This window comes from Ideonella aquatica, assembly GCF_018069755.1.
GTDB classification, from domain to species: Bacteria; Pseudomonadota; Gammaproteobacteria; order Burkholderiales; family Burkholderiaceae_C; genus Ideonella; species Ideonella aquatica.
Genome location: NZ_JAGQDE010000004.1, coordinates 117,324 through 143,628 on the forward strand (window position 1 = coordinate 117,324; position 26,305 = coordinate 143,628).

A 26,305-nucleotide genomic window follows, 5' to 3' on the forward strand; every position below is an offset into this window, starting at 1 on the left:
CACAAGATGCTTGATATTGAACTCGACGGCAAGAAGGTCCAGGTCACCGAAGGCAGCATGGTCATGCATGCGGCCGAGGCGGCGGGTACCTACATCCCGCACTTCTGCTACCACAAGAAGCTCTCGATCGCCGCCAGCTGCCGCATGTGCCTGGTGGATGTGGAGAAAGCGCCCAAGCCGATGCCGGCCTGCGCCACGCCGGTGACGCAGGGCATGATCGTGCGCACCCGCTCCGACAAGGCCGTCAAGGCCCAGAAGTCGGTGATGGAGTTCCTGCTGATCAACCACCCGCTGGACTGCCCGATCTGCGACCAGGGCGGCGAATGCCAGCTGCAGGACCTGGCCGTGGGCTATGGCGGCACTGCCTCGCGCTACCAGGAAGAAAAGCGCGTGGTGTTCCACAAGAACGTGGGCCCGCTGATCTCCATGGAGGAGATGAGCCGCTGCATCCACTGCACCCGCTGTGTGCGCTTCGGCCAGGAGATCGCCGGGGTGATGGAGCTGGGCATGCTCAACCGCGGTGAGCACGCCGAGATCACCACCTTCGTCGGCAACTCGGTCGATTCCGAGCTGTCGGGCAACATGATTGACGTCTGCCCGGTGGGCGCGCTGACCAGCAAGCCCTTCCGCTACAGCGCCCGCACCTGGGAGCTGTCGCGCCGCAAGAGCGTCAGCCCGCACGACAGCGTGGGCGCCAACCTCGTGGTCCAGGTCAAGAACGGCCAGGTGATGCGCGTTGTTCCGCTCGAGAACGAGGCCGTCAACGAGTGCTGGATCAGCGACCGTGACCGCTTCTCCTACGAGGCGTTGAATGGCGAACAGCGCCTGAAGCGTCCGATGATCAAGCAGGACGGGCAGTGGCTGGAGGTTGACTGGAACACCGCGCTGCAGTACGTGGTCGATGGCCTCAAGAGCGTGCAAGGCCAGTTCGGTGCCGCCGGCATCGGTGCGATCGGCGCGGCCACCAGCAGCAATGAAGAGCTGCACCTGCTGGCCAAGCTGGTGCGTGGCCTGGGCTCGGACAACATCGACCATCGCACCCGCCACGCTGACTTCACCGCCGCCAGCGGCGCGCGCTGGCTGGGCACGTCGATCGCTTCGCTGTCCACGCTGGAGAGGGCTTTCGTGATCGGCTCCTTCCTGCGCAAGGACCATCCGTTGCTGGCCCAGCGCCTGCGCCAGGCTGTACGCCATGGCGGTCAACTGCTGAGCCTGAACGCCGTACACGGCGACTGGGCCATCCCGGTGGCGGCGCGCATCACCGCCGCCCCGTCGGATTGGGTGCAGTCGCTGGCCAACGTGGCCGGCTATGTGGCCTCCGCCAAGGGCGTGGCCGCACCGGCCACCGCGCTGGTCGATGCCGCTGCGGAAGCCGTCGCTCAGGCGCTGCTGTCGGGCGAGCGCAAGGCCGTGCTGCTGGGCAATGCCGCGGTGCAGCACCCGCAGGCCAGCCAGCTGCTGTCGCTGGCCAACTTCATCGCCGCGCAGACTGGCGCCACCGTCGGCGTGCTGGGCGAGGCCGGCAACTCGGTCGGTGCCCAGCTGGTCGGCGCGCAGCCCCAGCAGGGCGGCCTGAACGCTGGCCAGATGCTGAGCCGGCCGATGAAGGCGCTGCTGCTGCTGAACACCGAGCCGGCGCTGGACGCCGCTGATGGCGCCGCGGCCACCGCCGCGCTGAACGCCTCGGGCCTGGTGGTGGCGCTGACCCCGTTCAAGGACGCCCGCGTTGACAACGCCGACGTGCTGCTGCCGATCGCCCCGTTCACCGAGACTGCCGGCAGCTACGTCAACGCCGAAGGCCGTCTGCAGACCTTCCAGGGCGTGGTGCCGGCGCTGGGCGAGAGCCGCCCGGCCTGGAAGGTGCTGCGCGTGCTGGGCAGCCTGCTGGGCCTGTCGGGCTTTGCGCAGGAGTCGGTCGAAGAGGTCCGCGCCGAAGCGCTGGGCGACGGCAGTGGCATCGCCGCCCGCCTGTCCAACGCCAGCACGGCGGTGGCGCAGCCGGTCGGCCCGCTGGCCGGTCTGCAACGCGTGGCCAATGTGCCGATCTACGCCACCGACGCCATCGTCCGCCGCGCCCCTGCACTGCAGGCCACCGCCGACGCCAAGGAGGCTGCGCTGGTCGGCCTGCCCAGCGCGCTGTGGGCTCAGCTGGGTCTGCAGGCGGGTGACAAGGTGCGTGTCAGCCAGGGCAGCGCCAGCGCCGTGCTGGCCGCCATCGAGGACGCCGGCCTGGCTGCCAACACCGTGCGTGTGGCCGCCGGCCACCCGGCCACCGCCACCCTGGGCGCGATGTTCGGCGCGATCGCCGTCGAGAAGGCCTGAGGACGAGACACACCATGATCGACAACATCTACCAATCGGGTCTCGCCACGCTGGGCGCCCCGGCCTGGGCCGTGGTCTGGTCGCTGATCAAGATCATCGTCCTGGTCGCGCCGCTGATGGGCTGCGTCGCCTACCTCACGCTGTGGGAGCGCAAGGCCATCGGCCGCACCCAGGTCCGCCCCGGTCCCAACCGGGTCGGCCCGATGGGTCTGCTCACGCCGATCGCTGACGCGGTCAAGCTGATCTTCAAGGAGATCATCCGCCCGACGGCCGCCAACAAGGGTCTGTTCTTCCTGGGCCCGATCATGACCATCATGCCGGCGCTGGCCGCCTGGGCGGTGATCCCGGTCGGCCCCGAGGCGGTGGTGGCCGATGTCAACGCCGGTCTGCTGTTCCTGATGGCGATCACCTCGATGGAGGTCTACGGCGTGATCATCGCCGGCTGGGCGTCCAACTCGAAGTACGCCTTCCTGGGCGCGCTGCGCGCCTCGGCGCAGATGGTGTCCTACGAGATCGCCATGGGCTTTGCGCTGGTCATCGTGCTGATGGTTTCGGGCAGCCTGAACCTGGGCGATGTGGTGGCCGGCCAGCAGAAGGGCACGTTCGCCTCGATGGGCCTGAACTTCCTGTCCTGGAACTGGCTGCCGCTGCTGCCGATCTTCTTCGTCTATTTCATCTCCGGCCTGGCCGAGACCAACCGCCACCCCTTCGACGTGGTGGAAGGCGAGTCCGAGATCGTGGCCGGTCACATGATCGAGTACTCGGGCATGTCCTTCGCGATGTTCTTCCTCGCGGAGTACGCCAACATGATCCTGGTCTCGATGCTGACCGTGCTGTTCTTCCTGGGCGGCTGGGACGCGCCGGTGACCTGGCTGGGCTTCATCCCCGGCTGGATCTGGCTGGGCATCAAGGTCTTCCTCGTCGTCACCATGTTCCTGTGGGTGCGCGCCTCGTTCCCGCGCTACCGCTATGACCAGATCATGCGTCTGGGCTGGAAGATCTTCATCCCCATCACCCTGGTGTGGCTGGTCGTCGTGGGTCTGTGGATCCAGTCGCCCTTCAACATCTGGAAGTAAGGGGAGGGCCAACACATGAGCACCAACAACTCCCTCAAGGGCTTCCTCGGCTCGTTCCTGCTGACCGAGCTTTGGAAGGGCCTGGCGCTAACCGGTCGCCACTTCTTCTCGCGCACGATCACCGTGCAGTTCCCCGAGGAAAAGACACCGCTGTCGCCGCGCTTCCGCGGCCTGCATGCACTGCGTCGCTACGAGAACGGCGAAGAACGCTGCATCGCCTGCAAGCTGTGCGAAGCGGTCTGCCCGGCGATGGCCATCACCATCGAGGCCGGCGAGCGCGCCGACGGCACCCGCCGTACCACGCGCTATGACATCGACCTGACCAAATGCATCTTCTGCGGCTTCTGCGAAGAGTCCTGCCCGGTCGACTCGATCGTCGAGACCCACATCTTCGAATACCACGGTGAGAAGCGGGGCGACCTGTACTTCACCAAGGACATGCTGCTGGCCGTGGGCGACCGCTACGAGAAGCAGATCGCCGCCAACAAGGAGGCCGACGCCAAGTACCGCTGATGCGGTCACCCACGCGCTGACAAGAATGAACGCAACGTCTGCCCTGTTCTACCTGTTTTCCGCGGTGCTGCTGGTGTCGGCCTTTCTGGTCATCACCTCGCGCAGCACGGTCCACGCGGCGCTCTACCTGGTGCTCACCTTCTTCAATGCCGCCTGCATCTGGATGCTGCTGAAGGCCGAGTTCCTCTCGATCACGCTGGTGCTGGTGTATGTCGGCGCCGTGATGGTGCTGTTCCTGTTCGTCGTGATGATGCTCGACATCAACACCGACAGCCTGCGCGCCGGCTTCTGGTCGCACTTCCCGCTGGCGGCCCTGGTGGGCGTGCTGATCGCGATCGAAGTGGCACTGGTCATGAAGGCCGGCTTCAACCTGCCCGAAGCCAAGCCCATGGCGCCCGAGGTGCTGGCCATGGGCAACACCAAGGCCCTGGGCGTGGTGCTCTATACCGAGTACCTCTACCCGCTGCAGGTGGCCGCGGTGCTGCTGCTGGTGGGCATGATCGCCGCCATCGCGCTGACGCTGCGCAAGCGCAAGGACGCCAAGGGTCAGGACCCGAGCCAGCAGGTGCGCGTGCGCCCGGCCGACCGGGTCCGCCTGGTCAAGCTCGCGCCGACGATCGAGGCGCCCTCGGTGCCCAAGACCCCGGAAGGAGGCCAGGCATGAGCGCCGGCATCACCCTGTACCACTACCTGACGCTGGGCGGCTGCCTGTTCGCGCTGTCGGTGGTGGGCATCTTCATGAACCGCCGCAACCTGATCGTGCTGCTGATGGCGATCGAGCTGATGCTGCTGGCGGTGAACATGAACTTCGTGGCCTTCTCCCACTTCCTGGGTGACATGCATGGCCAGGTCTTCGTGTTCTTCATTCTCACCGTCGCGGCGGCCGAGTCGGCGATCGGCCTGGCCATCCTGGTCGTGCTGTTCCGCAACCGGGCCACGATTGCCGTCGACGAGCTCGACACTCTGAAGGGCTGACCGCCAAGAGGAGCCCCGAAGACCATGTCTGCACAACTGTCCCAGAACCTGCTGCTCACGGTGCCGCTGGCGCCGCTGGTGGGCTCCATCGTCGCCGGCCTGGCCGGCAAGGTGGTCGGCCGCCGTGGCGCGCACCTGATCACCATCCTCGGCGTTCTCGTCGCCTTCATCTGCTCGGCCATGGTGCTGCAGTCGGTGGCGGTCGATGGTGCCCGCTTCAATGCCACCCTCTACGAGTGGATGTCGGTGGGCCCGCTGAAGATGGAGGTCGGCTTCCTCGTCGATGGCCTGACCGCGATGATGATGTGCGTGGTGACCTTCGTGTCGCTGATGGTGCACATCTACACCATCGGCTACATGGAAGAGGACCCGGGCTACCAGCGCTTCTTCTCGTACATCTCGCTGTTCACCTTCTCGATGCTCATGCTGGTCATGAGCAACAACTTCCTGCAGCTGTTCTTCGGCTGGGAAGCGGTGGGCCTGGTGTCGTACCTGCTGATCGGCTTCTGGTTCAAGAAGCCCACCGCCATCTTTGCCAACATGAAGGCCTTCCTGGTCAACCGGGTCGGTGACTTCGGCTTCATCCTGGGCATCGGCCTGCTGCTGGCCTACACCGGCTCGCTGAACTATGCCGAGGTCTTTGCCAAGTCGGGCGAGCTGGCCGGCAAGACCTTCCCCGGCACCGACTGGCCGCTGCTGGCCGTGGCCTGCATCTGCCTGTTCATCGGTGCGATGGGCAAGTCGGCGCAGTTCCCGCTGCATGTGTGGCTGCCTGACTCGATGGAAGGCCCGACGCCGATCTCCGCGCTGATCCACGCGGCCACCATGGTGACGGCCGGCATCTTCATGGTGACCCGCATGTCGCCGCTGTTCGAGCTGTCGGACATCGCGCTGAATGTGGTGCTGGTGATCGGCGCGATCACCGCGCTGTTCATGGGCTTCCTGGGCATCATCCAGAACGACATCAAGCGCGTCGTGGCCTACTCCACGCTGTCGCAGCTGGGCTACATGACGGTGGCGCTGGGCGTGTCGGCCTACAACGTGGCGGTCTTCCACCTGATGACGCACGCCTTCTTCAAGGCGCTGCTGTTCCTGGCGGCCGGCTCGGTGATCATCGGCATGCACCATGACCAGGACATCCGCAACATGGGCGGCCTGCGCAAGTACATGCCCATCACCTGGATCACCTCGCTGCTGGGCTCGCTGGCGCTGATCGGCACGCCGTTCTTCGCCGGCTTCTACTCGAAGGACTCGATCATCGAGGCGGTGCACGCCAGCCATCTGCCGGGCGCCGGCTTCGCCTACATGGCGGTGGTCGCGGGCGTCTTCGTCACGGCGTTCTATTCGTTCCGGATGTACTTCCTGGTCTTCCACGGCAAGGAGCACTTCCACCACAAGCCCTTCCCGGGCGAGCATGATCACCATGACGACCACGGTGAGCACCATGAGCCGCACGAGTCGCCCTGGGTGGTCACCGCGCCGCTGCTGTTGCTGGCCATTCCCTCGGTGGTGATCGGCTTCCTGACGATCCAGCCGATGCTGTATGGCGACTTCCTGAAGGATGCGATCTTCGTCAACCACGAAGCGCACCACGCCATGACCGAACTGGCCCACGAGTTCCACGGCGCCACCGCGATGGCCCTGCACGCCTTCGGCACGCTGCCGTTCTGGCTGGCGCTGGGTGGCGTGGTCACGGCCTACGTCTTCTACATGGTCGCCCCGGGCATCCCGGCGGCCATCGCCAAGGCGCTGAAGCCGGTGATCACCGTGCTTGAGAACAAGTACTACATGGACTGGATCAACGAGAACATCCTGGCCCGTGCGGCCCGCGGCCTGGGCATCGGGCTGTGGAAGGGGGGCGACCAGACCCTGATCGATGGGGCGGTGGTCAACGGCTCGGCCAACGCGGTGGGCGCCTTCGCGCGCGTCACCCGCCTGGTCCAGACGGGCTATCTGTCGTGGTATGCGCTGGTGATGGCGCTGGGCGTGTTCGGTCTGATGACCTGGCAACTGTGGCCCTACTTCCCCGGCCTCACCGGCCGTTGACAAGAGGGCGGAGAACTACAAATGGGTCTGTTGAGCGTTGCCATCTGGCTGCCGATCGCCTTCGGCGTCCTGCTGCTGGCACTGGGCCGTGACGAGAACGCGGGCACTGCCCGCTGGATCGCGCTGGCCGGTGCCGTCCTGAGCTTTGTTGTCACGATTCCGCTGGTCACCGGCTTTGACCTCGGCACTGCAGCGCTGCAGTTCGAGGAGAACCTGGCCTGGATCGAGCGCTTCAATGTGCGCTACCACCTGGGTGTCGACGGCATCTCGGTGTGGTTCGTGCTGCTGACCGCCTTCATCACGATCATCGTCGTGATGGCGGCCTGGGAGGTGATCACCGAGCGTGCCCACCAGTACCTGGGCGCCTTCCTGATCCTGTCGGGCCTGATGGTGGGCGTGTTCTCGGCGGTGGACGGCCTGCTGTTCTACGTCTTCTTCGAGGCCACGCTGATCCCGATGTACATCATCATCGGCGTCTGGGGCGGTCCGCGGCGGGTCTACGCGGCCTTCAAGTTCTTCCTCTACACGCTGCTCGGTTCGCTGCTGATGCTGATCGCGCTGATCTACCTGTACGCCAAGTCGGGTGGCAGCTTCGAGATCCTCGAGTGGCACAAGCTGCCGCTGCCGCTGAACGCCCAGGCGCTGCTGTTCTTTGCCTTCTTCGCGGCCTTCTCGGTGAAGGTGCCGATGTGGCCGGTGCACACCTGGCTGCCCGACGCCCACGTCGAGGCGCCCACCGGCGGCTCGGTGGTGTTGGCGGCGATCATGCTGAAGCTGGGCGCCTACGGCTTCCTGCGTTTCTCCATGCCGATCGCCCCCGATGCCTCGCGCGAGTACGCCTGGTTCATCATCGCGCTGTCGCTGATCGCGGTGATCTACATCGGCCTGGTGGCGATGGTGCAGACCGACATGAAGAAGCTGGTCGCCTATTCGTCGATCGCCCACATGGGTTTCGTGACGCTGGGCTTCTTCATCTTCAATGAACTGGGCATCTCCGGCGGCCTGGTGCAGATGATCTCGCACGGCTTCGTCTCCGGTGCGATGTTCCTGTCGATCGGGGTGCTCTACGACCGTGTGCACTCGCGTGACATTGCGGCCTATGGCGGCGTGGTCAACACCATGCCCAAGTTTGCCGCCTTCGCGCTGCTGTTCTCGATGGCCAACTGCGGCCTGCCGGGTACCGCGGGCTTTGTCGGCGAGTGGATGGTGATCCTGGGTGCCGTCCAGTACAACTTCTGGATCGGCGCGCTGGCCGCCACCGCGCTGATCTTCGGCGCCGCCTACACGCTGTGGATGTACAAGCGGGTCTACTTCGGTGACATCGCCAACGACCATGTGCGCGAACTCACCGACATCAACGCCCGCGAGTTCTCGATGATGGCGCTGCTGGCCGCCGCCGTGCTGGCCATGGGCCTGTATCCGAAGCCCTTCACCGATGTGATGCACACCTCGGTGGACGCGCTGATCAAGCACGTCGCCCAGTCCAAGCTGCAGTGACGACGAGGCCCACACCATGAATCCTATGAACTGGCTTGTTGTCTCTCCCGAGATCGTGCTGCTGGTCGCCGCCTGCGCGATCGCGCTGATCGACCTCTACGTCACCGACCCGAAGCGCGGCCTCACCTTCTGGCTCACCCAGCTGACGCTGGCTGTGGTCGCCCTGATGCACGCCAGCGCGATGCAGGCCGGCCTGGGCGCCAGCGGCGCCGCGGCCTCGGTCTACGGCATGCAGGGTCTGGTGGTGTCCGACCCGCTGGGCCACCTGCTGGCCACCTGCGCCTCGCTGGCGCTGATGGCCACCTTGGCCTATGCACGCCCCTACCTGGGCGAGCGCGAGCTGCTCAAGGGCGAGTTCTTCACGCTCTCGATGTTCGTGCTGCTGGGCGTGTCGGTGATGATCTCGGCCAACAACTTCCTGGTCATCTATGTGGGCCTGGAGCTGATGAGCCTGTCGCTGTACGCGATGGCCGCGCTGCGCCGCGACCATGGCGTGTCCACCGAAGCCGCGATGAAGTACTTCGTGCTCGGTGCGCTGGCCAGCGGTTTCCTGCTCTACGGCATGTCCATGCTGTACGGCGCCACCGGCAAGCTGGACCTGCCCGAGGTCTACGCGGTGGTGGCCGACGGCCAGATCAACCCGGTCGTGCTGACGCTGGGCGTGGTGTTCCTGGTGGCTGGCCTGGCCTTCAAGCTGGGTGTGGTGCCGTTCCACATGTGGGTGCCCGACGTCTACCAGGGCGCGCCCACCGCAGTGACGCTGATGATCGGCGGCGTGCCCAAGTTCGCCGCCTTCGCGATCGCCTTCCGCATCCTGGTCGAGGGCCTGTCCACGCTGGGACACGACTGGCAGCAGATGCTGATGGTGCTGTCGGTGCTGTCGATGCTGATCGGCAACCTGGCCGCCATCGCGCAGACCAACCTCAAGCGCATGCTGGCCTACTCGGCCATCGCCCAGCTGGGCTTCATGCTGCTGGGCCTGACGCCCACCGTGGTGGCCGCCAACACCACCTCGGCCGCCAACGGCTACAGCTCGGCGCTGTTCTATGTGGTCACCTATGTGCTGACCACGCTGGGCAGCTTCGGCCTGATCATGCTGCTGGCTCGCCAGGGTTTCGAGAGCGAGGAGATCAGCGATCTGTCTGGCCTGGCCAAGCGGGCGCCGTGGATCGCCGGGGTGATGACCGTCTTCATGTTCTCGCTGGCTGGCGTGCCGCCGATGGTGGGCTTCTACGCCAAGTTCGCGGTGCTGCAGGCGCTGGTCACCACCGGTGACAGCACCTACATCACGCTGGCCATCGTCGCGGTGCTGCTGTCGCTGGTGGCGGCCTTCTACTACCTGCGCATCGTCAAGGTCATGTACTTCGACGAGCCGGCCGAGTCCGGTGCCGCGCTGACCGCGGGCTCCGGGGTGTCGGCGCTGCTGGCCCTCAATGGCGCTGCTGCGCTGGTGCTGGGCCTGCTGCCGCAGGGCCTGATGGCGCTGTGCCGCGACGTCATCGTCGCCGCCTTGCAGGGCTGACACGATGAGTGCCGGGGCAGCCACTTGGCTGGTGGTGCTGGCCGCGCTGCTGGCCGCGAACCTGCCCTTTGTCAATGAACGCCTGTTCGTGGTCGGACCGCGGCGCGCGCCCAAGGCCTTTGGCTGGCGCCTGCTGGAGTTGGCGGTGGCCGGCGGCCTGACCCTGCTGCTGGGCAGCGCCCTTGAGTCCTCGCTGGGCCAGCGGGCGCCGCAGGGCTGGGAGTTCTACGCCGCCTGGACCTGCCTGATGCTGACCCTGGCCTCGCCGGGTTTCGTCTGGCGCTACCTGCGCCGCGGCGCGCCGGCAGCGGCGCATGAGTGACGAGCACCTGATCGAGCGCCCGCTGCGGCCTGCGCAGGTCTGGCAGGGCCGATTCCTGGACGTGCGCTGCGACGTCGCCCGTCTGCCCGACGGCACTGAGGCCACGCGCGAGTACATCGTCCACCCCGGCGCGGTGATGATTGTTCCGATCACCGATGACGGCCGCCTGGTCATGGAGCGGCAGTGCCGCTACCCGCTGCAGACCGTGCTGCTGGAGTTTCCCGCCGGCAAGATCGATCCCGGTGAGCCCCGCTGGCGCTGCGCCCAGCGCGAACTGCTGGAAGAAACCGGCTATCGCGCCCGCGAATGGGCCTGCGCCGCACTCATGCACAACGCGCCGGCCTACTCGAACGAGCTGATCGAGGTCTGGTTCGCGCGCGGGTTGGAACTGGGCGAACAGCAGCTGGATGCCGGCGAGTTCCTCGACGTCTGCCTGGTCGACGAGGCCGAACTCGAGCGCCTGGCCGCCCGCGGCGAACTCACCGACGCCAAGACCCTGGTCGGTCTGCTGTGGTTGCAGAAATGGCGCGCCGGGCTGTGGGATTTGGCATGGCAGCCTGCACAGGATCTGGCTTCTGACCGATCATCGGGGACATGAAGGTCCTGAACCTGCGCTGCGAGCACGAGCACGGTTTTGAAGGCTGGTTCGCGTCGGAGGACGACTACCGGGACCAGCTTGAGCGTGGTCTGCTGAGCTGCCCCTTGTGCGCCAGCGCCAGCATCACCCGCCTGCCCAGCGCCCCGCGGCTGAACATCTCGGGTGCGCAGCCCACGCCGGCCGCTGAGCCACGACCGCCGGCCGAGCCCGGACGCCCCTCCCAAGCGGCGCTGGCGGCCCAGTTGCAGTCTGCCCTGCAGGCCGTGGTGCACGACCTGGTGCAGCGCACCGAAGACGTGGGCCAGCGCTTTCCGGAAGAGGCTCGCCGCATCCACTATGGTGAGACCGAGGTCCGCGGCATCCGCGGCCAGGCCACGCCGGAAGAGCGCGAGGCGCTGCGCGACGAGGGCATCGAGGTGTTCGCCCTGCCGCTGGCGCCCGGACCCAGCGGCCCCACCCACTGAGTCGCAGGCTCAGGGCTGCAGCAGCCGCCCGGGATTCATCAGGCCTTGCGGGTCCAGGGCCTGTTTGATGGCCCGCATCATGCCCAAGGCCACCGGCGACTTGCGCCGCGCCAGCTCGCTGCACTTGAGCGCACCAATGCCATGCTCGGCCGAGAACGAGCCGCCGCAGGCCATCACCGCGTCATAGACCCGCTGGTTCAGCACGGCCTCGTGCTGCGCCAGAAAATCGGCGGCAGGCACGCCCTGCGGGGCCTGCAGGTTGTAGTGCAGGTTGCCGTCGCCCAGGTGGCCGAAGGTGACCAGACGGATGCCCGGCACGAGCGCGCGCAAGGTGTCGCCCATCTCGGTCACGAATCCGGGGATGGCCGACACCGGCAGCGCGATGTCGTTCTTGATGTTCAGGCCTTCCTCGGCCTGGGCCAGCGGAATGCTCTCGCGCAGGTGCCACAGCGCGTGTGACTGGGCCAGGCTTTCTGCGACCACCGCGTCGTGCGCCTCGCCGCTGTCCAGAGCCTCGCCCAGCACCGCCTCCAGGCTGTCCCGGGCCTGGGCCTCAGAGGGGGCCGCCAGCTCCAGGAGCACGGTCCAGGGCGCCGCGGGCAGCGGCTGCGGCAGGCTGGGAAAGTGCTGTGCCACCAGCGCCAGCGCGAAGCGCTCCATCAGCTCGAAGCCGGTCAGGCCGGCGTCCAGCCGCTGGCGCGCCCGGCGCAGCAGGGCCACGCAGGCCTCGATCGACGGGCAGGCGGCCAGCGCGGTCATCGTGGCGCCAGGGCGCGGGTGCAGCTTCAGCGTGGCGGCGGTGATCACACCCAGCGTGCCCTCGCTGCCGATGAACAGGTCGCGCAGGTCGTAGCCGGTGTTGTCCTTGCGCAGGCCCGACAGGCCATCCCAGACCTCGCCCTGGGGGGTCACCACCTCCAGGCCCAGGCACAGCTCGCGCGCATTGCCGTAGCGCAGCACCTGGGTGCCGCCGGCATTGCTGGCCAGGTTGCCGCCGATGGTGCAACTGCCCTCTGCCGCCAGGCTCAGCGGGAACAGCAGGCCGGCATCGGCGGCGGTCTGCTGCAAGGCCTGCAATACGCAGCCAGCCTCGACTGTGACAGTCAGGTTGTCGGCATCGAGCTGCCGGATGCGCTGCATGCGACCCAGGCTCAGCAGCACCTGCCGGCCACTGTCATCGGGCACGCCGCCGCCCACCAGGCCGGTGTTGCCGCCCTGCGGCACCAGGCTGGTGGCGTGCTCGCGGCACAGCCGCACCACTGCGGCCACCTCGGCCGTGCTGCCCGGCCGCACCACGGCCAGCGCACGGCCGTGGTAGCGCTTGCGCCAATCCACTTCATAGGCCGACAGGTCGCCGTCCCGCAGCACATGGGCCGGACCCACGGCGGCGCGCAGTGCGTCCAGCAGCAGGCTCATCCCAGCGCGGCGGCGGCCTTGGCGCGCTGCAGCCGCCAGCGCACCTGCACCGCGCAGGCGGCGAACAGCACCAGACACAGCGCGATCTCGATCATCGCCAGCGTGGCGCCCGGCGCCGGCTCGCTGGTGGCCCGCACCAGCCCTTCGGCGCAGTACAGCCAGACCAGCAGGCTGACCCAGCGGTAGGTGTAGAGCCGGTGCTTGAGCAGCCCGGCCAGCGGCAACAGCAGCGGCAGCACCTTGATCACCAGTGTGCGGCGTCCGGTGGGTGCCAGCCACAGCTCCCAGGCCAGGCACAGCGCAATCAGCGCCAGCAGCGCGCCCACGGCCACCCAGCGCGTGATCCGGGTCACGGCGTCGGCTTCCAGTGTCAGCGGCGGCGGCGAGGTCGACATGGGCTGGCATCATAGCGGCCGATGAATGCCCTCGAAACGAGCCCCCGCGCCGAGCGGGTGACCCTGGCCCTGCTGCTGGAGTCGCTGCGCACCTGGCCCTGGTTCGACACCCTGCGCACCTTGCGCCTGCGCTTTCGCGAGGACCGCTTGGGCCTGACCGCCGGCAGCCTGACCTTCACCACACTGATCGCGCTGGTGCCCTTGCTGACGGTGATGCTGGCGGTGTTCACCGCCTTCCCGATCTTCAGCCAGTTCCAGGTGGCGCTGCAGAAGTACTTCCTGCAGAGCCTGGTGCCGGACAACATCGCGCGGCCGGTGCTGACGGCGCTGACCCAGTTCGCCAGCAAGGCCAGCCGCGTGGGGGCCGCCGGCCTGATCTTCTTGCTGGTCAGCGCGCTGCTGCTGATGCTGACGATCGACCGCACGCTCAACGCGATCTGGCGCGTGCGCACACCGCGACCGATCGCCCAGCGGGTGCTGGTCTACTGGGCGGCCCTGACGCTGGGCCCGCTGGTGCTGGGGGTCAGCCTGTCGCTGACCAGTTATGCGCTGTCAGCCTCGAAGGGCCTGGTCGAGGGCCTGCCCGGCGGTGTCGGGTTGGTGCTGGATGGGGTCCAGTTCCTGCTGCTGTGGGCGGCCATGGCCGGGCTGTTCCACTACGTGCCCAACACCCATGTGCGCTGGCGTCATGCCTTGGCGGGCGGCGCCTTCGTGACCATCGGTTTCGAGCTGGCCAAGTCGCTGCTGGCCTGGTATGTGTCCAAGGTGGCCACCTACGCCACGATTTACGGCGCCTTTGCCACCGCGCCGATCTTCCTGCTGTGGATGTTCACCGGCTGGGTGATCGTGTTGATGGGTGCGGTGATCGCCGCCTATGCGCCCAGCCTGCAGATGCGGGTGGTGCGCCAGTCGGACACGCCGGGGCACCGCTTTGTGATTGCGCTGGCGGTGCTGCGCGAACTGGCCGCCGCGCGGGCGGCCGGGCAGGCCGGGCTCACGCTCAGCGCGCTGGCTGGCATGCTGCGCATCGATCCGCTGCAGATCGAGCCCGAGCTCGATGAGTTGTTCGAGCCCGACTGGGTGGGCCGGCTGGAGGAGGGCGGCGAGCAGCGCTATGTGCTGCTCTGCGATCCGACGCTCACGCCGGCGGCGCCGCTGATCGATCGCCTGCTGCTGCGGCCGGATGAGCGGGTGGCGGTGTTCCGTGAGCGCGCCGGTCTGGAGCGCATGACGCTGGCCGAGCTGCTCGCCTGAGGGCCTGGCTCAGGCCGGGTGGACCACCACCAGCAGCGCGCGCGCCTCGCCGCGGCCGGGGTTGCGCAGTGCATGGGGCTGGTCCACCGCGTAGCGGGCGGTTTCGCCCGGGGCCAGGCGCTGGCGCGCCTCGCCGGCATGCACTTCCACCTGGCCGCTCAGCACGCTGAGGTGCTCGCGGCTGCCGGGCTCGTGCGGCTGGGAGTCCAGCATGCCGCCCGACTGGATCGTCAGTTCATACCACTCGAACTGGCCGGCCAGCTCAATCGGGCCCAGGATGCGCAGCTCGCATTGGCCGTCCGGGCTGCGCAGCGTGGGCACGGCATGCGCGGGTACCGCGGCGATCGTTGGCGGCTCGGGCGCATCGCCCGGCGTGAGCAGCTCGGTCAGAGGCACGCCCAGCGCGTTGGCCAGGCGCCAGACCACGGCCACGGTGGGGTTGGCCTGGTTGCGCTCGATCTGCGAAAGCATCGACTTGGACACGCCGGCCTGGCGCGACAGGTCATCGAGCGACAACTTGCGCGCATGGCGCAGCTGCGCCAGGGCCTGGCCCACGCGGGGCGGTTCGGGGGAAGGGGCAGGGCGGGCCATCACAGTCCTTGACGGATCGAACGCTTCACATGATACTGCACAAAAATTCGATATATCGAACAATCAGCAGTCTCAGTGAACACCGACAGGACGCCACCGATGAGCTCCCCCGACGCCTTTCTCGCCCACGTCCGCCAGGAGCTGGATCAGCTCGACCAGGCGGGTCTCTTCAAGCGCGAGCGCATCATTGCCACGCCCCAGGGCGCCCATGTGCGCACCACCGACGGCCGCACGCTGATCAACCTGTGCGCCAACAACTACCTGGGCCTCTCCAGCCACCCGGCGGCCATCGCAGGCGCCCACGCGGCGCTGGACAGCCACGGCTACGGCCTCAGCTCGGTGCGCTTCATCTGCGGCACCCAGGACCGGCACAAGGAACTGGAGCAGCGCATCGCCCGCTTTGTGGGCTGCGAGGACGCCATCCTGTATGCCGCTGCCTTTGACGCCAACGGCGGTCTGTTCGAGCCGCTGCTGGGCGAGGCCGACGCGATCATCAGCGACAGCCTGAACCACGCCTCGATCATCGACGGCATCCGCCTGTGCAAGGCGCAGCGTTGGCGCTACGCCCATGACGACATGGCCGACCTGGCGCGCTGCCTGAAGGAAGCTCGCGACGGCGGCGCCCGCTTCATCCTGGTGTTCACCGACGGCGTGTTCTCGATGGACGGCACGATCGCCCGTCTGGACGAGATCCGCGCGCTGTGCGACCGCTTCGATGCGATGCTGGGCATCGACGAGAGCCATGCCAGCGGCTTTGTCGGCGCCACCGGGCGCGGCACGCATGAGCTGCGCGGCATCTTCGGCCGCGTCGACATCGTCACCGGCACCTTCGGCAAGGCCTTGGGCGGCGCCTCGGGGGGCTTCACCGCAGCGAAGCGCGAGGTGATCGAGCTGCTGCGGCAGCGCTCGCGGCCCTACCTGTTCTCGAACACGCTGGCGCCGGCCATCGTGGGCGGCTCGCTGGCGGTGCTGGACCTGCTGGAGAGCTCGACCGCGTTGCGCGACCGCGTGGCCGACAACGCGCTGTGGTTCCGCCAGGCGATCAGCGCCGCCGGCTTCGAGATCAAGCCCGGCACCCACCCGATCGTGCCGATCATGGTCTACGACGCGGTGCTGGCGCAGCGCCTGGCGGCGCGCCTGCTGGAGCTGGGCGTGTACGTGGTGGGTTTTTTCTTTCCGGTGGTGCCCAAGGGCCAGGCGCGCATCCGCGTGCAGCTCAGCGCCGCGCACAGCCGGGAAGACCTGGAGCGGGCGGTGGCGGCCTTCACCCAGGCCGGCCGCGAACTGGGGATTCTGAAGTGAGCAGCGCGCCCAGGATCCTGATCATCGGCGCCAACGGCCAGATCGGCACCGAGCTGGCCGAGGCCTTGGTGGCCCGCCATGGCCACAGCGCCGTGGTGACCAGTGACCTGTCACCGCGTGGCCGCGTGCCCGGCCTGGCCCATGAAGCGCTGGACGTGACCGACGCCGGCGCGCTGGCCCAGGTCGCCGAGCGCCACGCGATCACCCAGGTCTACCTGCTGGCCGCGGCCCTGTCAGCGCGCGGCGAGCAGCACCCCACCTGGGCCTGGGACCTGAACATGAAGGGCCTGCTGAACGTGCTGGAGCTGGCCCGCACCACCAAGCTCGACAAGGTCTTCTGGCCCAGCTCGATCGCCGCCTTCGGGCCCACCACGCCGCGCGACCAGACGCCGCAGAAGACCGTGATGGAGCCCACCACCGTCTACGGCATCTCCAAGTTGGCGGGCGAGGGCTGGTGCGCCTGGTACCACCGCATGCATGGTGTGGACGTGCGCAGCCTGCGCTACCCCGGCCTGATCAGCTGGAAGACGCCGCCGGGCGGCGGCACCACCGACTACGCGGTGGAGATCTTCCACGAGGCGCTCAAGGCCAATCACTACACCAGCTTTCTGGGCCCCGAGAGCGCCTTGCCGATGATGTACATGCCTGACGCCATCCGGGCCACGCTGGCGCTGATGGACGCACCGGCCGACGCGCTGCGCGAGCGCCACGGCTACAACCTGGCCGGCGTGTCCTTCACCCCAGCCGAGCTGGCCGCCGAGATCGCCCGCCAGCACCCGGGCTTCACGATCGACTACGCGCCGGATTTCCGCCAGGCCATTGCCGACAGCTGGCCACGCTCGATCGACGACTCGGCCGCCCGCGCCGACTGGGGCTGGCAGCCGCAGGTCGACCTGGCGGCGATGACGGCAGACATGCTGGCCAACCTGGCGCCGCAGTACCGCTGATCACAAGGGGATGCGGCCGGTCCAGATGTCCTTGTACATGACCCAGTCGCCCATGAAGCTGTAGAGCGGGCGCTTGAAGCTGGCCGGCTTGTTCTTCTCGAAAACGAAGTGGCCGATCCAGGCGCAACCATAGCCGCACAGCAGGCCATAGAGCAGGTACTGCGGGCGGCCGGTCCACAGCAGCATGGCCAGGCAGACCAGGGCCAGTGAGCTGCCCAGGAAGTGCAGCCGGCGGCAGGTGCGGTGGGCGTGCTCGCCCAGGTAGAGCGGGTAAAACTCGGCGAAGCTGCGGATCGCGCCCAGGTCGGGTGAGGTGGCGGCGGTGCTCATGCGGTGGCTCCGTGAATCGGGATGGGCCCGATTGCAGCGCGGCCGGGCGCGGCCGGCCATCCGGGCTTGCCCCGGCGCGGTGTCGCGCAGGCGTCAGCCGGCGGCGCGCAGACCCAGGCGCTCCAGCCGGTAGCGCAGGGTGTCGCGGCTCACCCCCAGCAAGCGGGCGGCCTGGGTGACGTTGCCGTCGCTGCGACGCAGCGCCTCCTCGATCAGCCGACGCTCGGCCCGCTCCAGGTTCAGGTCGCTGCCGGCATCCAGCGGCGCGTCGGCGCTGGCTGGGGCCACGGTGCGCAGGCCCGCCAGTTCCAGCTCGGTGATGCGCTCGCCGGTGGCCAGCAGCACCGCCTGCTCCATCAGGTTGCGCAGCTCGCGCACATTGCCCGGAAAGCGGTGGGCGCGCAGGCGCTGCTCGGCACCGTCGCTCAGGCGCATGTCGCCGCGGCGGTAGCGCTGCGCATGGTGCGCCAGGAAATGCCGGGCCAGCACGATCACGTCCTCGCCCCGCTCGCGCAGCGGTGGCACCTGCAACTCGACAATGCGCAGGCGGTAGTACAGGTCGGCGCGAAAGCGCCCCTCGGCCACCATCTTCTCCAGCGACTGGTGGGTGGCGCTGACGATGCGCACATTCACGGCCTGGTCGCGCAAGCCCCCCAGGCGCCGGAAGCGCTTGTCCTCGAGCAGCTTGAGCAGCTTGACCTGGGTGGCGGCGTCGGCCTCGCCGATCTCGTCCAGGAACAGCGTGCCGCCTTCGGCCGTCTCGACCAGGCCGGCCTTGCGCTGGCGGGCATCGGTGAAGGCGCCTTTCTCATAGCCGAAGAGCTCAGCCTCGACCAGGTGGGCGGGCAGCGCACCGCAGTTGAGCTCGACAAACGGCCCGTCACGGCGCGGGCCGTCGAAATGCAGTGCGCGGGCGACCAGTTCCTTGCCGGTGCCGGTCTCGCCGTGGATCAGCACGGCCGGGCCATCGGCGTCTTCCAGCTGGCTTTCCGAGGCCAGCATCTGGCGGATGCGCTGGCGCAGCTGGTGCATCGCCAGCGAGTCGCCGACGATCTTGTCCAGGCCGCTGCCGGCCGCCTCGCGCCCGGCGTAGTAGTGCACGGTGCGCTGCAGCCGGTCCTGGCTCAGCAGGCGCTCGATCAGCAAGCGCACCTCGCCCAGGGCCAGCGGCTTGGACAGGTAGTCCAGCGCGCCGCTCTTGAGCGCATTCACCGCCAGGTCGACGCTGCCGAAGCCGGTCATCATGACCACCCGGCAGTCGGGGTCCAGAGCCTTGAAGCGGCCCAGGGCCTGCAGTCCGTCCATGCCAGGCAGGTTGTGGTCCAACAGCACCAGGTCGGGCCGGAACTCGGGGTACACGAGCAGGCCTTCCTCGGCCGTTTCGGCCACCCGGGTGTCCCAACCCTGGCGCGACAGGAAGGTGGCCAGGTTGCGCGCGAGCGCCACCTCGTCATCGATGATCAGGACGGCATGGCCGGCGCGTTCAGGCATGGTGGTGGTTGTGCGATCAAGCGGCGCTGGCGGGCAGCAGCGGCAGGCTCAGCGTGACGCGCGTGCCATGCGGCATGGCGGGCTCTATCGTCAGGCTGCCGCCGGCGCGCTCCATCGCTCGACGGGCCAGCGGCAATCCCAGGCCCAGGCCGCGTGGCTTGGTGGTGAAAAAGGGCTGCAGCAGCTTGTCGCGCGAGGCAGCGGGCAGGCCGCTGCCGCTGTCCTCGATCACGATGCGCAGCTCGCCGGCCGACTGGCTGGCACGCAGGCTGACCTGGTCGCCGGCCCGCGTGGCCTCGGCCGCGTTGGCCAGGATGGAGGCCAGCGACTGGGTCAGCAGGATATCGTCCAGCGCCACCTCGCCCAGCTGCTCGGGCCACTCATGGCTGAACTGCTTGTGCTGGGCGGCCAGGTCGGCCGCGATGCGTCCGCGCGCGGCTTCTAGCACCGGCCGCACGGCGCAGCGGTGCGGCCGACCCGTCGGATCCCCGGCGCTGGTCAGCAGCGTGCGCACCAGGTGCTCGATGCGGTCGACGTGGCGGATCACCTCTTCATGGTCCAGCGGCATGGTCGGTCCCAGCTCGCGGGTCAGCTCGGCCGCGCTGCGGATGGAGCCCAGCGGGTTGCGGATGTTGTGGGCCACGGCGGCCGAGAGCTCGCCCACCATGGCCAAGGCCTCGTTGTCGATCAGCCTGCGCTGCTGATCACCCAGCGCCCGCTCGATACGGCGCACGAACCACAGCAGTGACAGGATCAGCAGGGAGCCTCCCAGCAACGCAGCGCCCCAGATGCGGCCCTGGCCTTCGGCCAGGGCCTGGGTCAGCGCCACCGGGCGCCGGTACAGCTCGATCACGCCGACGATCGGGCCGTTGTGGGCCGCGTGCACCGGGACGTAGTTTTCGACAAACTCACGGGGCGAGCCCAGCAGCACATGCTCCGATTTGTCGGAGTGGGCATCGAAGTTGGCGACGAGTTCGCCGGTCAGCGCCTCGTCAAGCTCATCGTTGTGGCCGAAGGTCTGGCCGATCAGGTCCGGACTGCTGGACCACAACACGCGCTGCTCGCGCGTGTAGACATTGATGCGCAGCACATCGGGCATCGCCGCGATGTGTGCCAGGAATTCGACAAACGCAGGGTCGTTGGCGCGCTCGGGCTGGCGGAAGATCTCGGCGACCTTCTGGGTGTCGGCAATGCTCTGGACAAAGTCGCCGCTCAGTTCGGCGTCGCGGTGCAACAGGCGTGACTCGATGAAGGCATCGAGCAGGACCGCCATGCCGATGGCGAACAGACCCACGCCGATCGAGCCGGCGATCATGAACCAGCGGGTGATGGCCGCAGGGCGGCCCACCGTGGTCATCGAGGGGGACAGGACGTCAGGCATCGGGGCGGGCATCGGCAGCGGGGGCAGGCCGCAGCCGATTGTGCCCGGACCCGGTGGCCTGAGCGATCAGCGGACGCGGCAGTTGACGGTCTTGGTCGCGACCAGCGCGCCGGCTTCGGTGTACAGCGCGCCGGTGGCCTGGCCGCCGACGATGAAGTCGGCCGCCAGCGCGGTGGCGCCCTTGTTGATGTCGCGCGGACGGCTGGAGAAGTCGATCTCGACTTCACGCTGGATGGCGGGCTGGGCGGTCGAGGTGGCGCTGTTGGCGCCCGAGGTCAGCACGGCGTAGTAGTTGCCGCTGGCGACACCCTTGCCGTCGACCGAGGCGGTCGAACGGTCGCTGCGGACTTCGCACTTGACGCGCAGTTCGGCCTGGGCGGCGGTGGCGACGGTCAGCGAGGCGATGGCGAGGCCCAGCAGGGTGGTGATACGACGGGTCATGGCTTGCTCCAGTGTGGTAAGGGATGGTTGGGACTGGGAGAAATGCCCCGGCGCTTTGGTGGGCAGGACCTCGGCGACCGGGACGATCCATGATTCGCAACGGACGTGCCAGCAAGTGTGCAAGATGCACACTTTCAATAACTCATTGATTTATATGGATTTATCCAGAGGCAAAGACTGAGTGGCCACCTCTGATCAGGCCCGGGTGGGGCAATTCCCCCACCCACCAGCGTGAAATCCCCCGGTCTCCCAGGGGACTGGCACCGATCAGGCCAGCGCGGCCTGCAGCGCGGCCAGCAAGGCGTCCGGCTGCTCGGTCATGATCGAGTGCCCGCCGGGCACGCGGTGCACCGTGGCGCGCAGGCGCTGCGCCAGCTCGCGGGTGAGCTTGGGCGGCGTCATCTGGTCGGCCTGGCCCAGCACCAGGTGCGCCGGGCAGCGCACCGCGTCGGCCGCCTCGTGGCCATGGGCGTAGGCGTTGCACAGTCCGAAGTCATGCCGGAAGACGTTGGCGCCCTGCGGCCCGTGGGCCTGCACCTGGGCCATCAACTGGCGGCCACCGCCATGCAGCCACATGCCGGGCCCGGGGTAGCTGGGCTTGGCCGCCCAGGTCGACAGCGAAAAGGCATTGACCATGTCCATGCCGGCCTGCGGACGCTGCTCGGCGGCGTCCAGCAGGGCCTTGGACACTGCCATCGGGTAGGCCGTGCCCACCATCACCAGCCGCGACACCCGCTGCGGATGCCGCGCAGCCGCCTCCAGGGCGATCAGCGAGCCCATGCTGTGACCCACCAGGGCCGCCTGGGCGACGCCGGCGGCGTCCAGCACCGCCACCGTCCAGTCGGCCAGCGATTCGATGTCGGGCAGCAAGGGGCCCTCCGAGCGCATGTGGCCCGGCTGGTCCAGCGCCAGCGCGCCGAAGCCATGGTGGGCGCACCAGCGCGCCAGCAGATTCCAGACGCTGTGGTCGTTCAGCGCGCCGTGCAGAAAGACGACGCAGGGCAGGGTGGGGTTGAACGGCTTGCCGCCGGTGTAGGCATAGGCGCGGCGGCCGTGGACGGTCCATTCCATGTCAGGCCCCCGCTTTCTCGGCCGCCTTCAAGGCGCGGGTCAGGTCATCGATCAGATCGGCGGCATCCTCCAGGCCGATCGACAGGCGGATCGTGCCGGGCGTGATGCCGGCCTGGCGCAGCGCGGCGTCGTCCATGCGGAAATGGGTGGTCGAGGCGGGGTGGATCACCAGCGAGCGGCAGTCGCCCACATTGGCCAGGTGCGAGAAGATCTTCAGCGCCTCGATGAAGGCCACACCCTGGGCACGGCTGCCCTTGAGGTCAAAGCTGAACACTGCACCGGCGCCGCGCGGCAGCAGGCGCTGGGCCAGCGCGTGGTCGCGGTGGCTGGGCAGGCCCGGGTAGGCCACGCGCTCGACCATCGGATGTGCCGCCAGGAACGCGGTGACGAGCCGGGTGTTCTCGACATGGCGGGCCATGCGCAGCGGCAGGGTCTCGATGCCCTGCAGGATCAGCCAGGCGGTGTGCGGGCTCATGCAGGCACCGAAATCGCGCAGGCCCTCGCGGCGGGCGCGCAGCAGGAAGGCGCCAACCGTGCTTTCCTCAGAAAAGACCATGCCGTGGAAGCCCTCGTAGGGCTCGCACAGCTCGGCGAAATGGCCGGTGGCGGCGTGGGCGTCAACCCAGTTGAAGCGGCCCGAGTCGACCAGCACGCCGCCCACCACCGTGCCGTGACCGCCCAGGAACTTGGTGGCCGAGTGGAACAGCAGGTCGGCGCCGTGGTCGAAGGGCTTGAGCAGCCAGGGCGGGGTGAAGGTGGCATCGACCAGCAGCGGCAGATACCGTTCATGGGCGATGGCACTGACGGCCGGGATGTCCAGCACGTCCAGGCCCGGGTTGCCCAGCGTCTCGCCGAACAGCAGCCGGGTGTTGGGGCGGATCGCGGCGCGCCAGGCGTCCAGGTCGTGCGGCGGCACGAACGTGGTGTCGATGCCGAAGCGGCTGAGTGTGTAGTGCAGCAGGTTGTGCGAGCCGCCGTACAGCGCGGCGCTGGCCACGATGTGGCTGCCGGCGCCGGCGATGGTGCTCACCGCCAGGTGCAGCGCCGCCTGCCCGCTGGCGGTGGCGATGGCGCCGACGCCGCCCTCGAGCGCCGACATGCGCTCCTCGAAGACCGCGGTCGTGGGGTTGGAGATGCGGCTGTACACATGCCCCGGCCGTTCCATGTTGAACAGAGACGCCGCGTGCGCACTGTCCTGGAAGACGAAGGAGGTGCTGAGGTGGATCGGCACCGCCCGCGCGCCGGTGGCGGGGTCCGGGGCGGCGCCTGCATGCAGGGCCAGGGTGTCGAAACCGGGATCTGTCGCGCCGGGCATGAAGAGGAGGCTGATTGAGGGGCAGCCAGAGCTTGAATGACACGCATTGTGTGCTATGTTGAGCGCACGCCGTCACCGGGCGCGGGAGCCATCGAACCCGGGCGGCGCCGAGGCATCACACGGTCGGAAGGAGAAGCCCGAATGAAGGTCAGCGACATCCTGCGAGTCAAAGGCAACACGCTGTTCACCGTCACGCCAGACCAGCCGCTGGCCGACGCGGTCAACACCATGGCCATGCACGACATCGGCTCGCTGGTGGTGATGGACCACGGCAACCTGGTGGGGATGCTGACCTTTCGGGAGGTGATCCTGGCGATCGTCAAGAACGGCGGCCAGATCGGTGCCACCACGATCAGCGGCGTCATGGACAGCCACCCGCTGACCTGCTCGCCCGACACCGAGATCGACGAGGTCCGCCGCATGATGCTGGGCCGCCACGCCCGCTACATGCCGGTGCTCAACGAGCGCACGCTGATGGGGGTGATCTCGTTCTACGACGTCGCCAAGACCGTGGTTGAGGCGCAGGACTTCGAGAACCGCATGCTCAAGGCCTATATCCGCGACTGGCCGGTCGAGGAGGGCGCGGCGGGCAACGCCGTTCCCGGCAACTGATCAGGCCGCAGCGGTGTCGGCCGGCGTGCCGGCCGTCGCCGGCTGACGCGCCATCATCCACGCAAAGGCCGCGTCGGCGTCGATCGGGCGGCAATAGCGGTAGCCCTGGACCATGTCGCAGCCGTGGGCGCGCAGGAAGCGCGCCTGCTCGTCGTTCTCCACGCCTTCGGCGATGGTGCTCAGGTGCAGCGCCCGGGCCAGCTGGATGATGGCCTGCACGATCGCCCGGTCGTCGGCGTCGGTCGAGATGTCGCGCACGAAGCTCTGGTCGATCTTCAGTGTGTGGATCGGGAAGCGCTTGAGGTAGTTCAGCGACGAGTAGCCGGTGCCGAAGTCGTCGATCGACAGGCGCACGCCCAGCGCGTGCAGGCGCTCCATCATCGCCATCGCGGCGGCCGGGTTGCCGGTGGCCACGCTCTCGGTCAGCTCCAGCTCCAGGCAGGAGGCGGGGATGTCCGCCTCGTCAAGAATGGCCTTCACCCGGTCTGGCAGCGTGGGGTCGCGGAACTGCAGGGCCGACAGGTTGACCGCCACGGTGATCGGCGGCAGGCCGGCGGCCGTCCAGGCCTTGACCTGGTGGGCGGCGGTGCGCATGACCCACTCGCCGATGGCCAGGATCTGGCCGCTGCTTTCGGCCAGCGGAATGAACTCGCCGGGCGAGACCATGCCCAGCTCGGGATGCTTCCAGCGTACCAGGGCTTCGATGCCGCTGACCTCGCCGGTGTCCACCGCCAGCTGCGGCTGGTAGTGCAGCAGCAGCTCGTCGCGCTCCACCGCGCGGCGCAGCGCCGATTCCAGCTGCAGCTGGCGCACCGAGCGCTGCTGCATGCCCTCGGCGAAGAAGGCGACGCGGCCCGGACCCTCCTGCTTGGCGCGGTACATCGCGGTGTCGGCGCAGCGCACCAGGGCTTCGACGTCCGGGCCATCGGCCGGGTAGACCGCAATGCCCACCGACAGCGTCATGCTCAGCTCGTGGCCCATCACCATGAAGGGCTGGGCCACCTGCTCCAGCAGCTTGCCGGCCACATGGGCGGCGCCGTTGGCGTCGGTGTCGGGCAGCAGGACGGCAAATTCATCGCCACCCAGGCGCGCCACGGTGTCGCCCTCGCGCAGCGCATTGCGCAGGCGCAGCGACATCTCCAGCAGCACCGCGTCACCGGCGGTGTGGCTGAAGTTGTCGTTGATGTCGCGGAAGCGGTTCAGGTCCATCACCAGCATCGCCACCGACTGGCCCTGGCGCCGCGCCTGGGCCACGGCCGCGTCGGCGCGCTCCAGCAGCAGGTGGCGGTTGGGCAGGTCGGTCAGCGCGTCGTAGTGCGCCTGGCGCTGCATGCGCTGCTCGGTCTCCCGGGTGCGCGTGATGTCGTTGATGATGCAGATCAGGTGCGTGGTGCGGCCTTCGCCGTCGACCCGCCGGCTCATCGACACCCAGGCGGTGTAGAGCTCGCCGTCCTTGCGCAGGCTGCGCAACTCGCCCTGCCAGTGGCCGCTGCGCAGCAGCTGACGGCGGATGCGGCGGTGCAGGTGCGGGTCCTCCAGCGCGGTGGTCAGCATCGCCGGGTAGTGGCCCTGGACCTCATGCGCGTCATAGCCGGTGATCTGGCTGAAGGCGGGGTTCACCGACACGATCACGCCGCGCGGGTCGGTGATCATGATGCCTTCACGGGCCTGGTCGAAGACCGCGGCGGCCAGCATCAGCTTGTCCTCGGCCTGGCGACGCATGGTGATGTCGCGCGCCTCGATGAGCAGGTGGGCCGGCTCGGCGCCGACGTGAATGCGCCGGACCTGGATCTCGACCTCGCGCCGGCCCTGGCCGGGGCTGTCCAGCCGCAGCTCCTGCCGCACCGCTTGGCCGTCTAGCGCGGTGCGAACCGCCCTCTGCAGGCGCTGCGCCTGGGCCGCCGGCTCGCGCCAGCCGGGCAGTTCCCACAGCGGCCGACTTGTCTGTTCCTGGCCATCCAGCCAGGTTCGGCCGGCGGCGTTGACCTTCAGCAGCCGGCCGCTGCCATCCATCAGGCCGATGAACTGCGGGCCCTGCTCCAGCATGGCCTGGCACATCAACTGCTCGCCATGCAGATTCGCCGACCGCACCGGGCGCCGCGCCCAGCCCCAGCCAGCAACGGCGCCCAGCGCCAGCAGGCCCAGTCCGATCAGGCCCGAGCCGGCGCCGTCCGACGCCTGGGCCCAGGCCGGTGCGCTGGTGCAGGCGGCCCCCAGCGCCAGCCAGCGGGGCAGCTGGCGCAGGGGGGTGAGACGGTGAGGGGGCGGCATCGGGCGGGTGCAGAACGGACAGGGTTTCAGGCCTCACTGTGCCCCGAGGCGGCCCGGCGCGATGCGCGGAGTCCCGGGCGAAAAGCTGCCTTGTTCAATCGGGAGGCTGTCCGCGGCGCTGGCCCGTAAAATCGGCGGTCCTTCACACGAACC

25 protein-coding genes are annotated in these 26,305 nt (G+C 68.4%); 15 read left to right on the forward strand and 10 right to left on the reverse strand.

What is annotated here, in order from left to right; all coding sequences use genetic code 11:
• Window positions 1–6: 6 nt before the first annotated feature.
• From nuoG to KAK06_RS06920, 11 genes are read left to right on the forward strand one after another with little or no spacing between them, the layout of a single operon-like run.
• Window positions 7–2,322: an NADH-quinone oxidoreductase subunit NuoG gene (gene nuoG, locus KAK06_RS06870; RefSeq protein ID WP_210801191.1), complete on the forward strand. Its 2,316-nt coding sequence runs from the start codon at window positions 7–9 to the stop codon at window positions 2,320–2,322.
• A 14-nt stretch (window positions 2,323–2,336) separates the two neighbouring features.
• Window positions 2,337–3,398: an NADH-quinone oxidoreductase subunit NuoH gene (gene nuoH, locus KAK06_RS06875; protein WP_210801192.1), complete on the forward strand. Its 1,062-nt coding sequence runs from the start codon at window positions 2,337–2,339 to the stop codon at window positions 3,396–3,398.
• Window positions 3,399–3,413: 15 nt separating this feature from the next.
• Window positions 3,414–3,911, forward strand: a complete 498-nt coding sequence (gene nuoI / locus KAK06_RS06880; protein ID WP_210801193.1) for an NADH-quinone oxidoreductase subunit NuoI — start codon at window positions 3,414–3,416, stop codon at window positions 3,909–3,911.
• A 25-nt stretch (window positions 3,912–3,936) separates the two neighbouring features.
• A complete protein-coding gene (locus KAK06_RS06885) occupies window positions 3,937–4,575 on the forward strand; it encodes an NADH-quinone oxidoreductase subunit J (protein ID WP_210801194.1) in 639 nt (212 codons plus the stop codon).
• Window positions 4,572–4,886 (forward strand): NADH-quinone oxidoreductase subunit NuoK, encoded by a 315-nt coding sequence (gene nuoK, locus KAK06_RS06890; protein WP_210801195.1) that lies wholly within the window; start codon window positions 4,572–4,574, stop codon window positions 4,884–4,886. Before KAK06_RS06885 ends, nuoK begins: the two co-directional genes overlap by 4 nt.
• Before the next feature lie 24 nt (window positions 4,887–4,910).
• Window positions 4,911–6,932: an NADH-quinone oxidoreductase subunit L gene (gene nuoL, locus KAK06_RS06895; protein WP_210801196.1), complete on the forward strand. Its 2,022-nt coding sequence runs from the start codon at window positions 4,911–4,913 to the stop codon at window positions 6,930–6,932.
• A 21-nt stretch (window positions 6,933–6,953) separates the two neighbouring features.
• Complete coding sequence (locus KAK06_RS06900; protein WP_210801197.1) at window positions 6,954–8,429, forward strand: NADH-quinone oxidoreductase subunit M; 1,476 nt, start codon at window positions 6,954–6,956, stop codon at window positions 8,427–8,429.
• A gap of 16 nt (window positions 8,430–8,445) precedes the next feature.
• Complete coding sequence (nuoN, locus tag KAK06_RS06905; protein WP_210801198.1) at window positions 8,446–9,951, forward strand: NADH-quinone oxidoreductase subunit NuoN; 1,506 nt, start codon at window positions 8,446–8,448, stop codon at window positions 9,949–9,951.
• 4 nt (window positions 9,952–9,955) lie between these two features.
• Entirely contained in the window at window positions 9,956–10,273 is a 318-nt protein-coding gene (locus KAK06_RS06910; RefSeq protein WP_210801199.1) for a DUF2818 family protein, read from the forward strand.
• Window positions 10,266–10,871: an NUDIX domain-containing protein gene (locus KAK06_RS06915; protein WP_210801200.1), complete on the forward strand. Its 606-nt coding sequence runs from the start codon at window positions 10,266–10,268 to the stop codon at window positions 10,869–10,871. Before KAK06_RS06910 ends, KAK06_RS06915 begins: the two co-directional genes overlap by 8 nt.
• The gene (locus tag KAK06_RS06920) at window positions 10,868–11,335 is read left to right on the forward strand and encodes a DUF1178 family protein (protein ID WP_210801201.1); all 468 of its coding nucleotides are present in this window, start codon (window positions 10,868–10,870) and stop codon (window positions 11,333–11,335) included. Before KAK06_RS06915 ends, KAK06_RS06920 begins: the two co-directional genes overlap by 4 nt.
• A 9-nt stretch (window positions 11,336–11,344) precedes the next feature.
• Here the strand turns inward: KAK06_RS06920 and KAK06_RS06925 are convergent, their stop codons facing one another.
• On the reverse strand, window positions 11,345–12,751 hold the full coding sequence (locus KAK06_RS06925; RefSeq protein WP_210801202.1) for an FAD-binding oxidoreductase: 1,407 nt from the start codon (window positions 12,749–12,751) through the stop codon (window positions 11,345–11,347).
• A complete protein-coding gene (locus KAK06_RS06930; RefSeq protein ID WP_210801203.1) occupies window positions 12,748–13,146 on the reverse strand; it encodes a DUF2069 domain-containing protein in 399 nt (132 codons plus the stop codon). Before KAK06_RS06930 ends, KAK06_RS06925 begins: the two co-directional genes overlap by 4 nt.
• Before the next feature lie 21 nt (window positions 13,147–13,167).
• Here KAK06_RS06930 and KAK06_RS06935 point away from each other — a divergent pair, with 21 nt between their 5' ends.
• Window positions 13,168–14,400, forward strand: coding sequence for a YihY family inner membrane protein (locus tag KAK06_RS06935; protein WP_210801204.1), 1,233 nt, complete (start codon window positions 13,168–13,170; stop codon window positions 14,398–14,400).
• A gap of 9 nt (window positions 14,401–14,409) precedes the next feature.
• Here KAK06_RS06935 and KAK06_RS06940 read toward each other — a convergent pair whose 3' ends face one another.
• Window positions 14,410–14,991: a helix-turn-helix domain-containing protein gene (locus KAK06_RS06940; protein ID WP_210801205.1), complete on the reverse strand. Its 582-nt coding sequence runs from the start codon at window positions 14,989–14,991 to the stop codon at window positions 14,410–14,412.
• Between the two features lie 99 nt (window positions 14,992–15,090).
• On the opposite strand from KAK06_RS06940, the gene kbl reads away from it, so the two are divergent.
• Together kbl and KAK06_RS06950 are read left to right on the forward strand one after the other, a co-directional pair.
• Complete coding sequence (kbl, locus tag KAK06_RS06945) at window positions 15,091–16,293, forward strand: glycine C-acetyltransferase (protein ID WP_210801206.1); 1,203 nt, start codon at window positions 15,091–15,093, stop codon at window positions 16,291–16,293.
• Window positions 16,290–17,240 carry an NAD-dependent epimerase/dehydratase family protein gene (locus tag KAK06_RS06950; protein WP_210801207.1) on the forward strand — a complete coding sequence of 317 codons (951 nt, stop codon included), beginning with the start codon at window positions 16,290–16,292 and terminating at the stop codon, window positions 17,238–17,240. The genes kbl and KAK06_RS06950 overlap by 4 nt, the downstream gene beginning before the upstream one ends.
• On the opposite strand, the gene KAK06_RS06955 is transcribed toward KAK06_RS06950, so the two are convergent.
• The 6 genes from KAK06_RS06955 to KAK06_RS06980 all read right to left on the reverse strand — a co-directional run bounded on the left by KAK06_RS06955 (window position 17,241) and on the right by KAK06_RS06980 (window position 23,269).
• Entirely contained in the window at window positions 17,241–17,570 is a 330-nt protein-coding gene (locus tag KAK06_RS06955; protein WP_210801208.1) for an Mpo1-like protein, read from the reverse strand. It lies immediately after the preceding gene.
• Window positions 17,571–17,663: 93 nt separating this feature from the next.
• Window positions 17,664–19,061, reverse strand: coding sequence for a sigma-54-dependent transcriptional regulator (locus tag KAK06_RS06960; protein WP_210801209.1), 1,398 nt, complete (start codon window positions 19,059–19,061; stop codon window positions 17,664–17,666).
• Window positions 19,062–19,077: 16 nt separating this feature from the next.
• Window positions 19,078–20,442: a sensor histidine kinase gene (locus tag KAK06_RS06965; protein WP_210801210.1), complete on the reverse strand. Its 1,365-nt coding sequence runs from the start codon at window positions 20,440–20,442 to the stop codon at window positions 19,078–19,080.
• A gap of 66 nt (window positions 20,443–20,508) precedes the next feature.
• Window positions 20,509–20,883, reverse strand: a complete 375-nt coding sequence (locus KAK06_RS06970; protein WP_210801211.1) for a hypothetical protein — start codon at window positions 20,881–20,883, stop codon at window positions 20,509–20,511.
• Window positions 20,884–21,150: 267 nt separating this feature from the next.
• A complete protein-coding gene (locus tag KAK06_RS06975) occupies window positions 21,151–21,954 on the reverse strand; it encodes an alpha/beta fold hydrolase (RefSeq protein ID WP_210801212.1) in 804 nt (267 codons plus the stop codon).
• A gap of 1 nt (window position 21,955) precedes the next feature.
• Window positions 21,956–23,269, reverse strand: coding sequence for an O-acetylhomoserine aminocarboxypropyltransferase (locus KAK06_RS06980; RefSeq protein ID WP_210801213.1), 1,314 nt, complete (start codon window positions 23,267–23,269; stop codon window positions 21,956–21,958).
• Window positions 23,270–23,410: 141 nt separating this feature from the next.
• Here KAK06_RS06980 and KAK06_RS06985 point away from each other — a divergent pair, with 141 nt between their 5' ends.
• Window positions 23,411–23,881 (forward strand): CBS domain-containing protein, encoded by a 471-nt coding sequence (locus KAK06_RS06985; protein ID WP_210801214.1) that lies wholly within the window; start codon window positions 23,411–23,413, stop codon window positions 23,879–23,881.
• On the opposite strand, the gene KAK06_RS06990 is transcribed toward KAK06_RS06985, so the two are convergent.
• Window positions 23,882–26,152 carry a putative bifunctional diguanylate cyclase/phosphodiesterase gene (locus tag KAK06_RS06990; protein WP_210801215.1) on the reverse strand — a complete coding sequence of 757 codons (2,271 nt, stop codon included), beginning with the start codon at window positions 26,150–26,152 and terminating at the stop codon, window positions 23,882–23,884. It lies immediately after the preceding gene.
• Window positions 26,153–26,305: the final 153 nt, after the last annotated feature.

Bases quoted from the DNA above. Each gene is read 5' to 3' on its own strand.
- KAK06_RS06985 (WP_210801214.1), top strand. From the start codon at position 23,411: ATGAAGGTCAGCGACATCCTGCGAGTCAAAGGCAACACGCTGTTCACC.
- KAK06_RS06940 (WP_210801205.1), bottom strand. From the start codon at position 14,991: ATGGCCCGCCCTGCCCCTTCCCCCGAACCGCCCCGCGTGGGCCAGGCC.
- KAK06_RS06965 (WP_210801210.1), bottom strand. From the start codon at position 20,442: ATGCCTGACGTCCTGTCCCCCTCGATGACCACGGTGGGCCGCCCTGCG.
- nuoG (WP_210801191.1), top strand. From the start codon at position 7: ATGCTTGATATTGAACTCGACGGCAAGAAGGTCCAGGTCACCGAAGGC.
- KAK06_RS06885 (WP_210801194.1), top strand. From the start codon at position 3,937: ATGAACGCAACGTCTGCCCTGTTCTACCTGTTTTCCGCGGTGCTGCTG.
- nuoL (WP_210801196.1), top strand. From the start codon at position 4,911: ATGTCTGCACAACTGTCCCAGAACCTGCTGCTCACGGTGCCGCTGGCG.
- KAK06_RS06920 (WP_210801201.1), top strand. From the start codon at position 10,868: ATGAAGGTCCTGAACCTGCGCTGCGAGCACGAGCACGGTTTTGAAGGC.
- KAK06_RS06975 (WP_210801212.1), bottom strand. From the start codon at position 21,954: ATGGAATGGACCGTCCACGGCCGCCGCGCCTATGCCTACACCGGCGGC.
- KAK06_RS06925 (WP_210801202.1), bottom strand. From the start codon at position 12,751: ATGAGCCTGCTGCTGGACGCACTGCGCGCCGCCGTGGGTCCGGCCCAT.
- KAK06_RS06900 (WP_210801197.1), top strand. From the start codon at position 6,954: ATGGGTCTGTTGAGCGTTGCCATCTGGCTGCCGATCGCCTTCGGCGTC.
- KAK06_RS06935 (WP_210801204.1), top strand. From the start codon at position 13,168: ATGAATGCCCTCGAAACGAGCCCCCGCGCCGAGCGGGTGACCCTGGCC.
- KAK06_RS06980 (WP_210801213.1), bottom strand. From the start codon at position 23,269: ATGCCCGGCGCGACAGATCCCGGTTTCGACACCCTGGCCCTGCATGCA.
- nuoN (WP_210801198.1), top strand. From the start codon at position 8,446: ATGAATCCTATGAACTGGCTTGTTGTCTCTCCCGAGATCGTGCTGCTG.
- nuoH (WP_210801192.1), top strand. From the start codon at position 2,337: ATGATCGACAACATCTACCAATCGGGTCTCGCCACGCTGGGCGCCCCG.
- KAK06_RS06930 (WP_210801203.1), bottom strand. From the start codon at position 13,146: ATGTCGACCTCGCCGCCGCCGCTGACACTGGAAGCCGACGCCGTGACC.
- KAK06_RS06915 (WP_210801200.1), top strand. From the start codon at position 10,266: ATGAGTGACGAGCACCTGATCGAGCGCCCGCTGCGGCCTGCGCAGGTC.
- KAK06_RS06910 (WP_210801199.1), top strand. From the start codon at position 9,956: ATGAGTGCCGGGGCAGCCACTTGGCTGGTGGTGCTGGCCGCGCTGCTG.
- KAK06_RS06970 (WP_210801211.1), bottom strand. From the start codon at position 20,883: ATGACCCGTCGTATCACCACCCTGCTGGGCCTCGCCATCGCCTCGCTG.
- KAK06_RS06960 (WP_210801209.1), bottom strand. From the start codon at position 19,061: ATGCCTGAACGCGCCGGCCATGCCGTCCTGATCATCGATGACGAGGTG.
- kbl (WP_210801206.1), top strand. From the start codon at position 15,091: ATGAGCTCCCCCGACGCCTTTCTCGCCCACGTCCGCCAGGAGCTGGAT.
- nuoI (WP_210801193.1), top strand. From the start codon at position 3,414: ATGAGCACCAACAACTCCCTCAAGGGCTTCCTCGGCTCGTTCCTGCTG.
- KAK06_RS06990 (WP_210801215.1), bottom strand. From the start codon at position 26,152: ATGCCGCCCCCTCACCGTCTCACCCCCCTGCGCCAGCTGCCCCGCTGG.
- KAK06_RS06955 (WP_210801208.1), bottom strand. From the start codon at position 17,570: ATGAGCACCGCCGCCACCTCACCCGACCTGGGCGCGATCCGCAGCTTC.
- nuoK (WP_210801195.1), top strand. From the start codon at position 4,572: ATGAGCGCCGGCATCACCCTGTACCACTACCTGACGCTGGGCGGCTGC.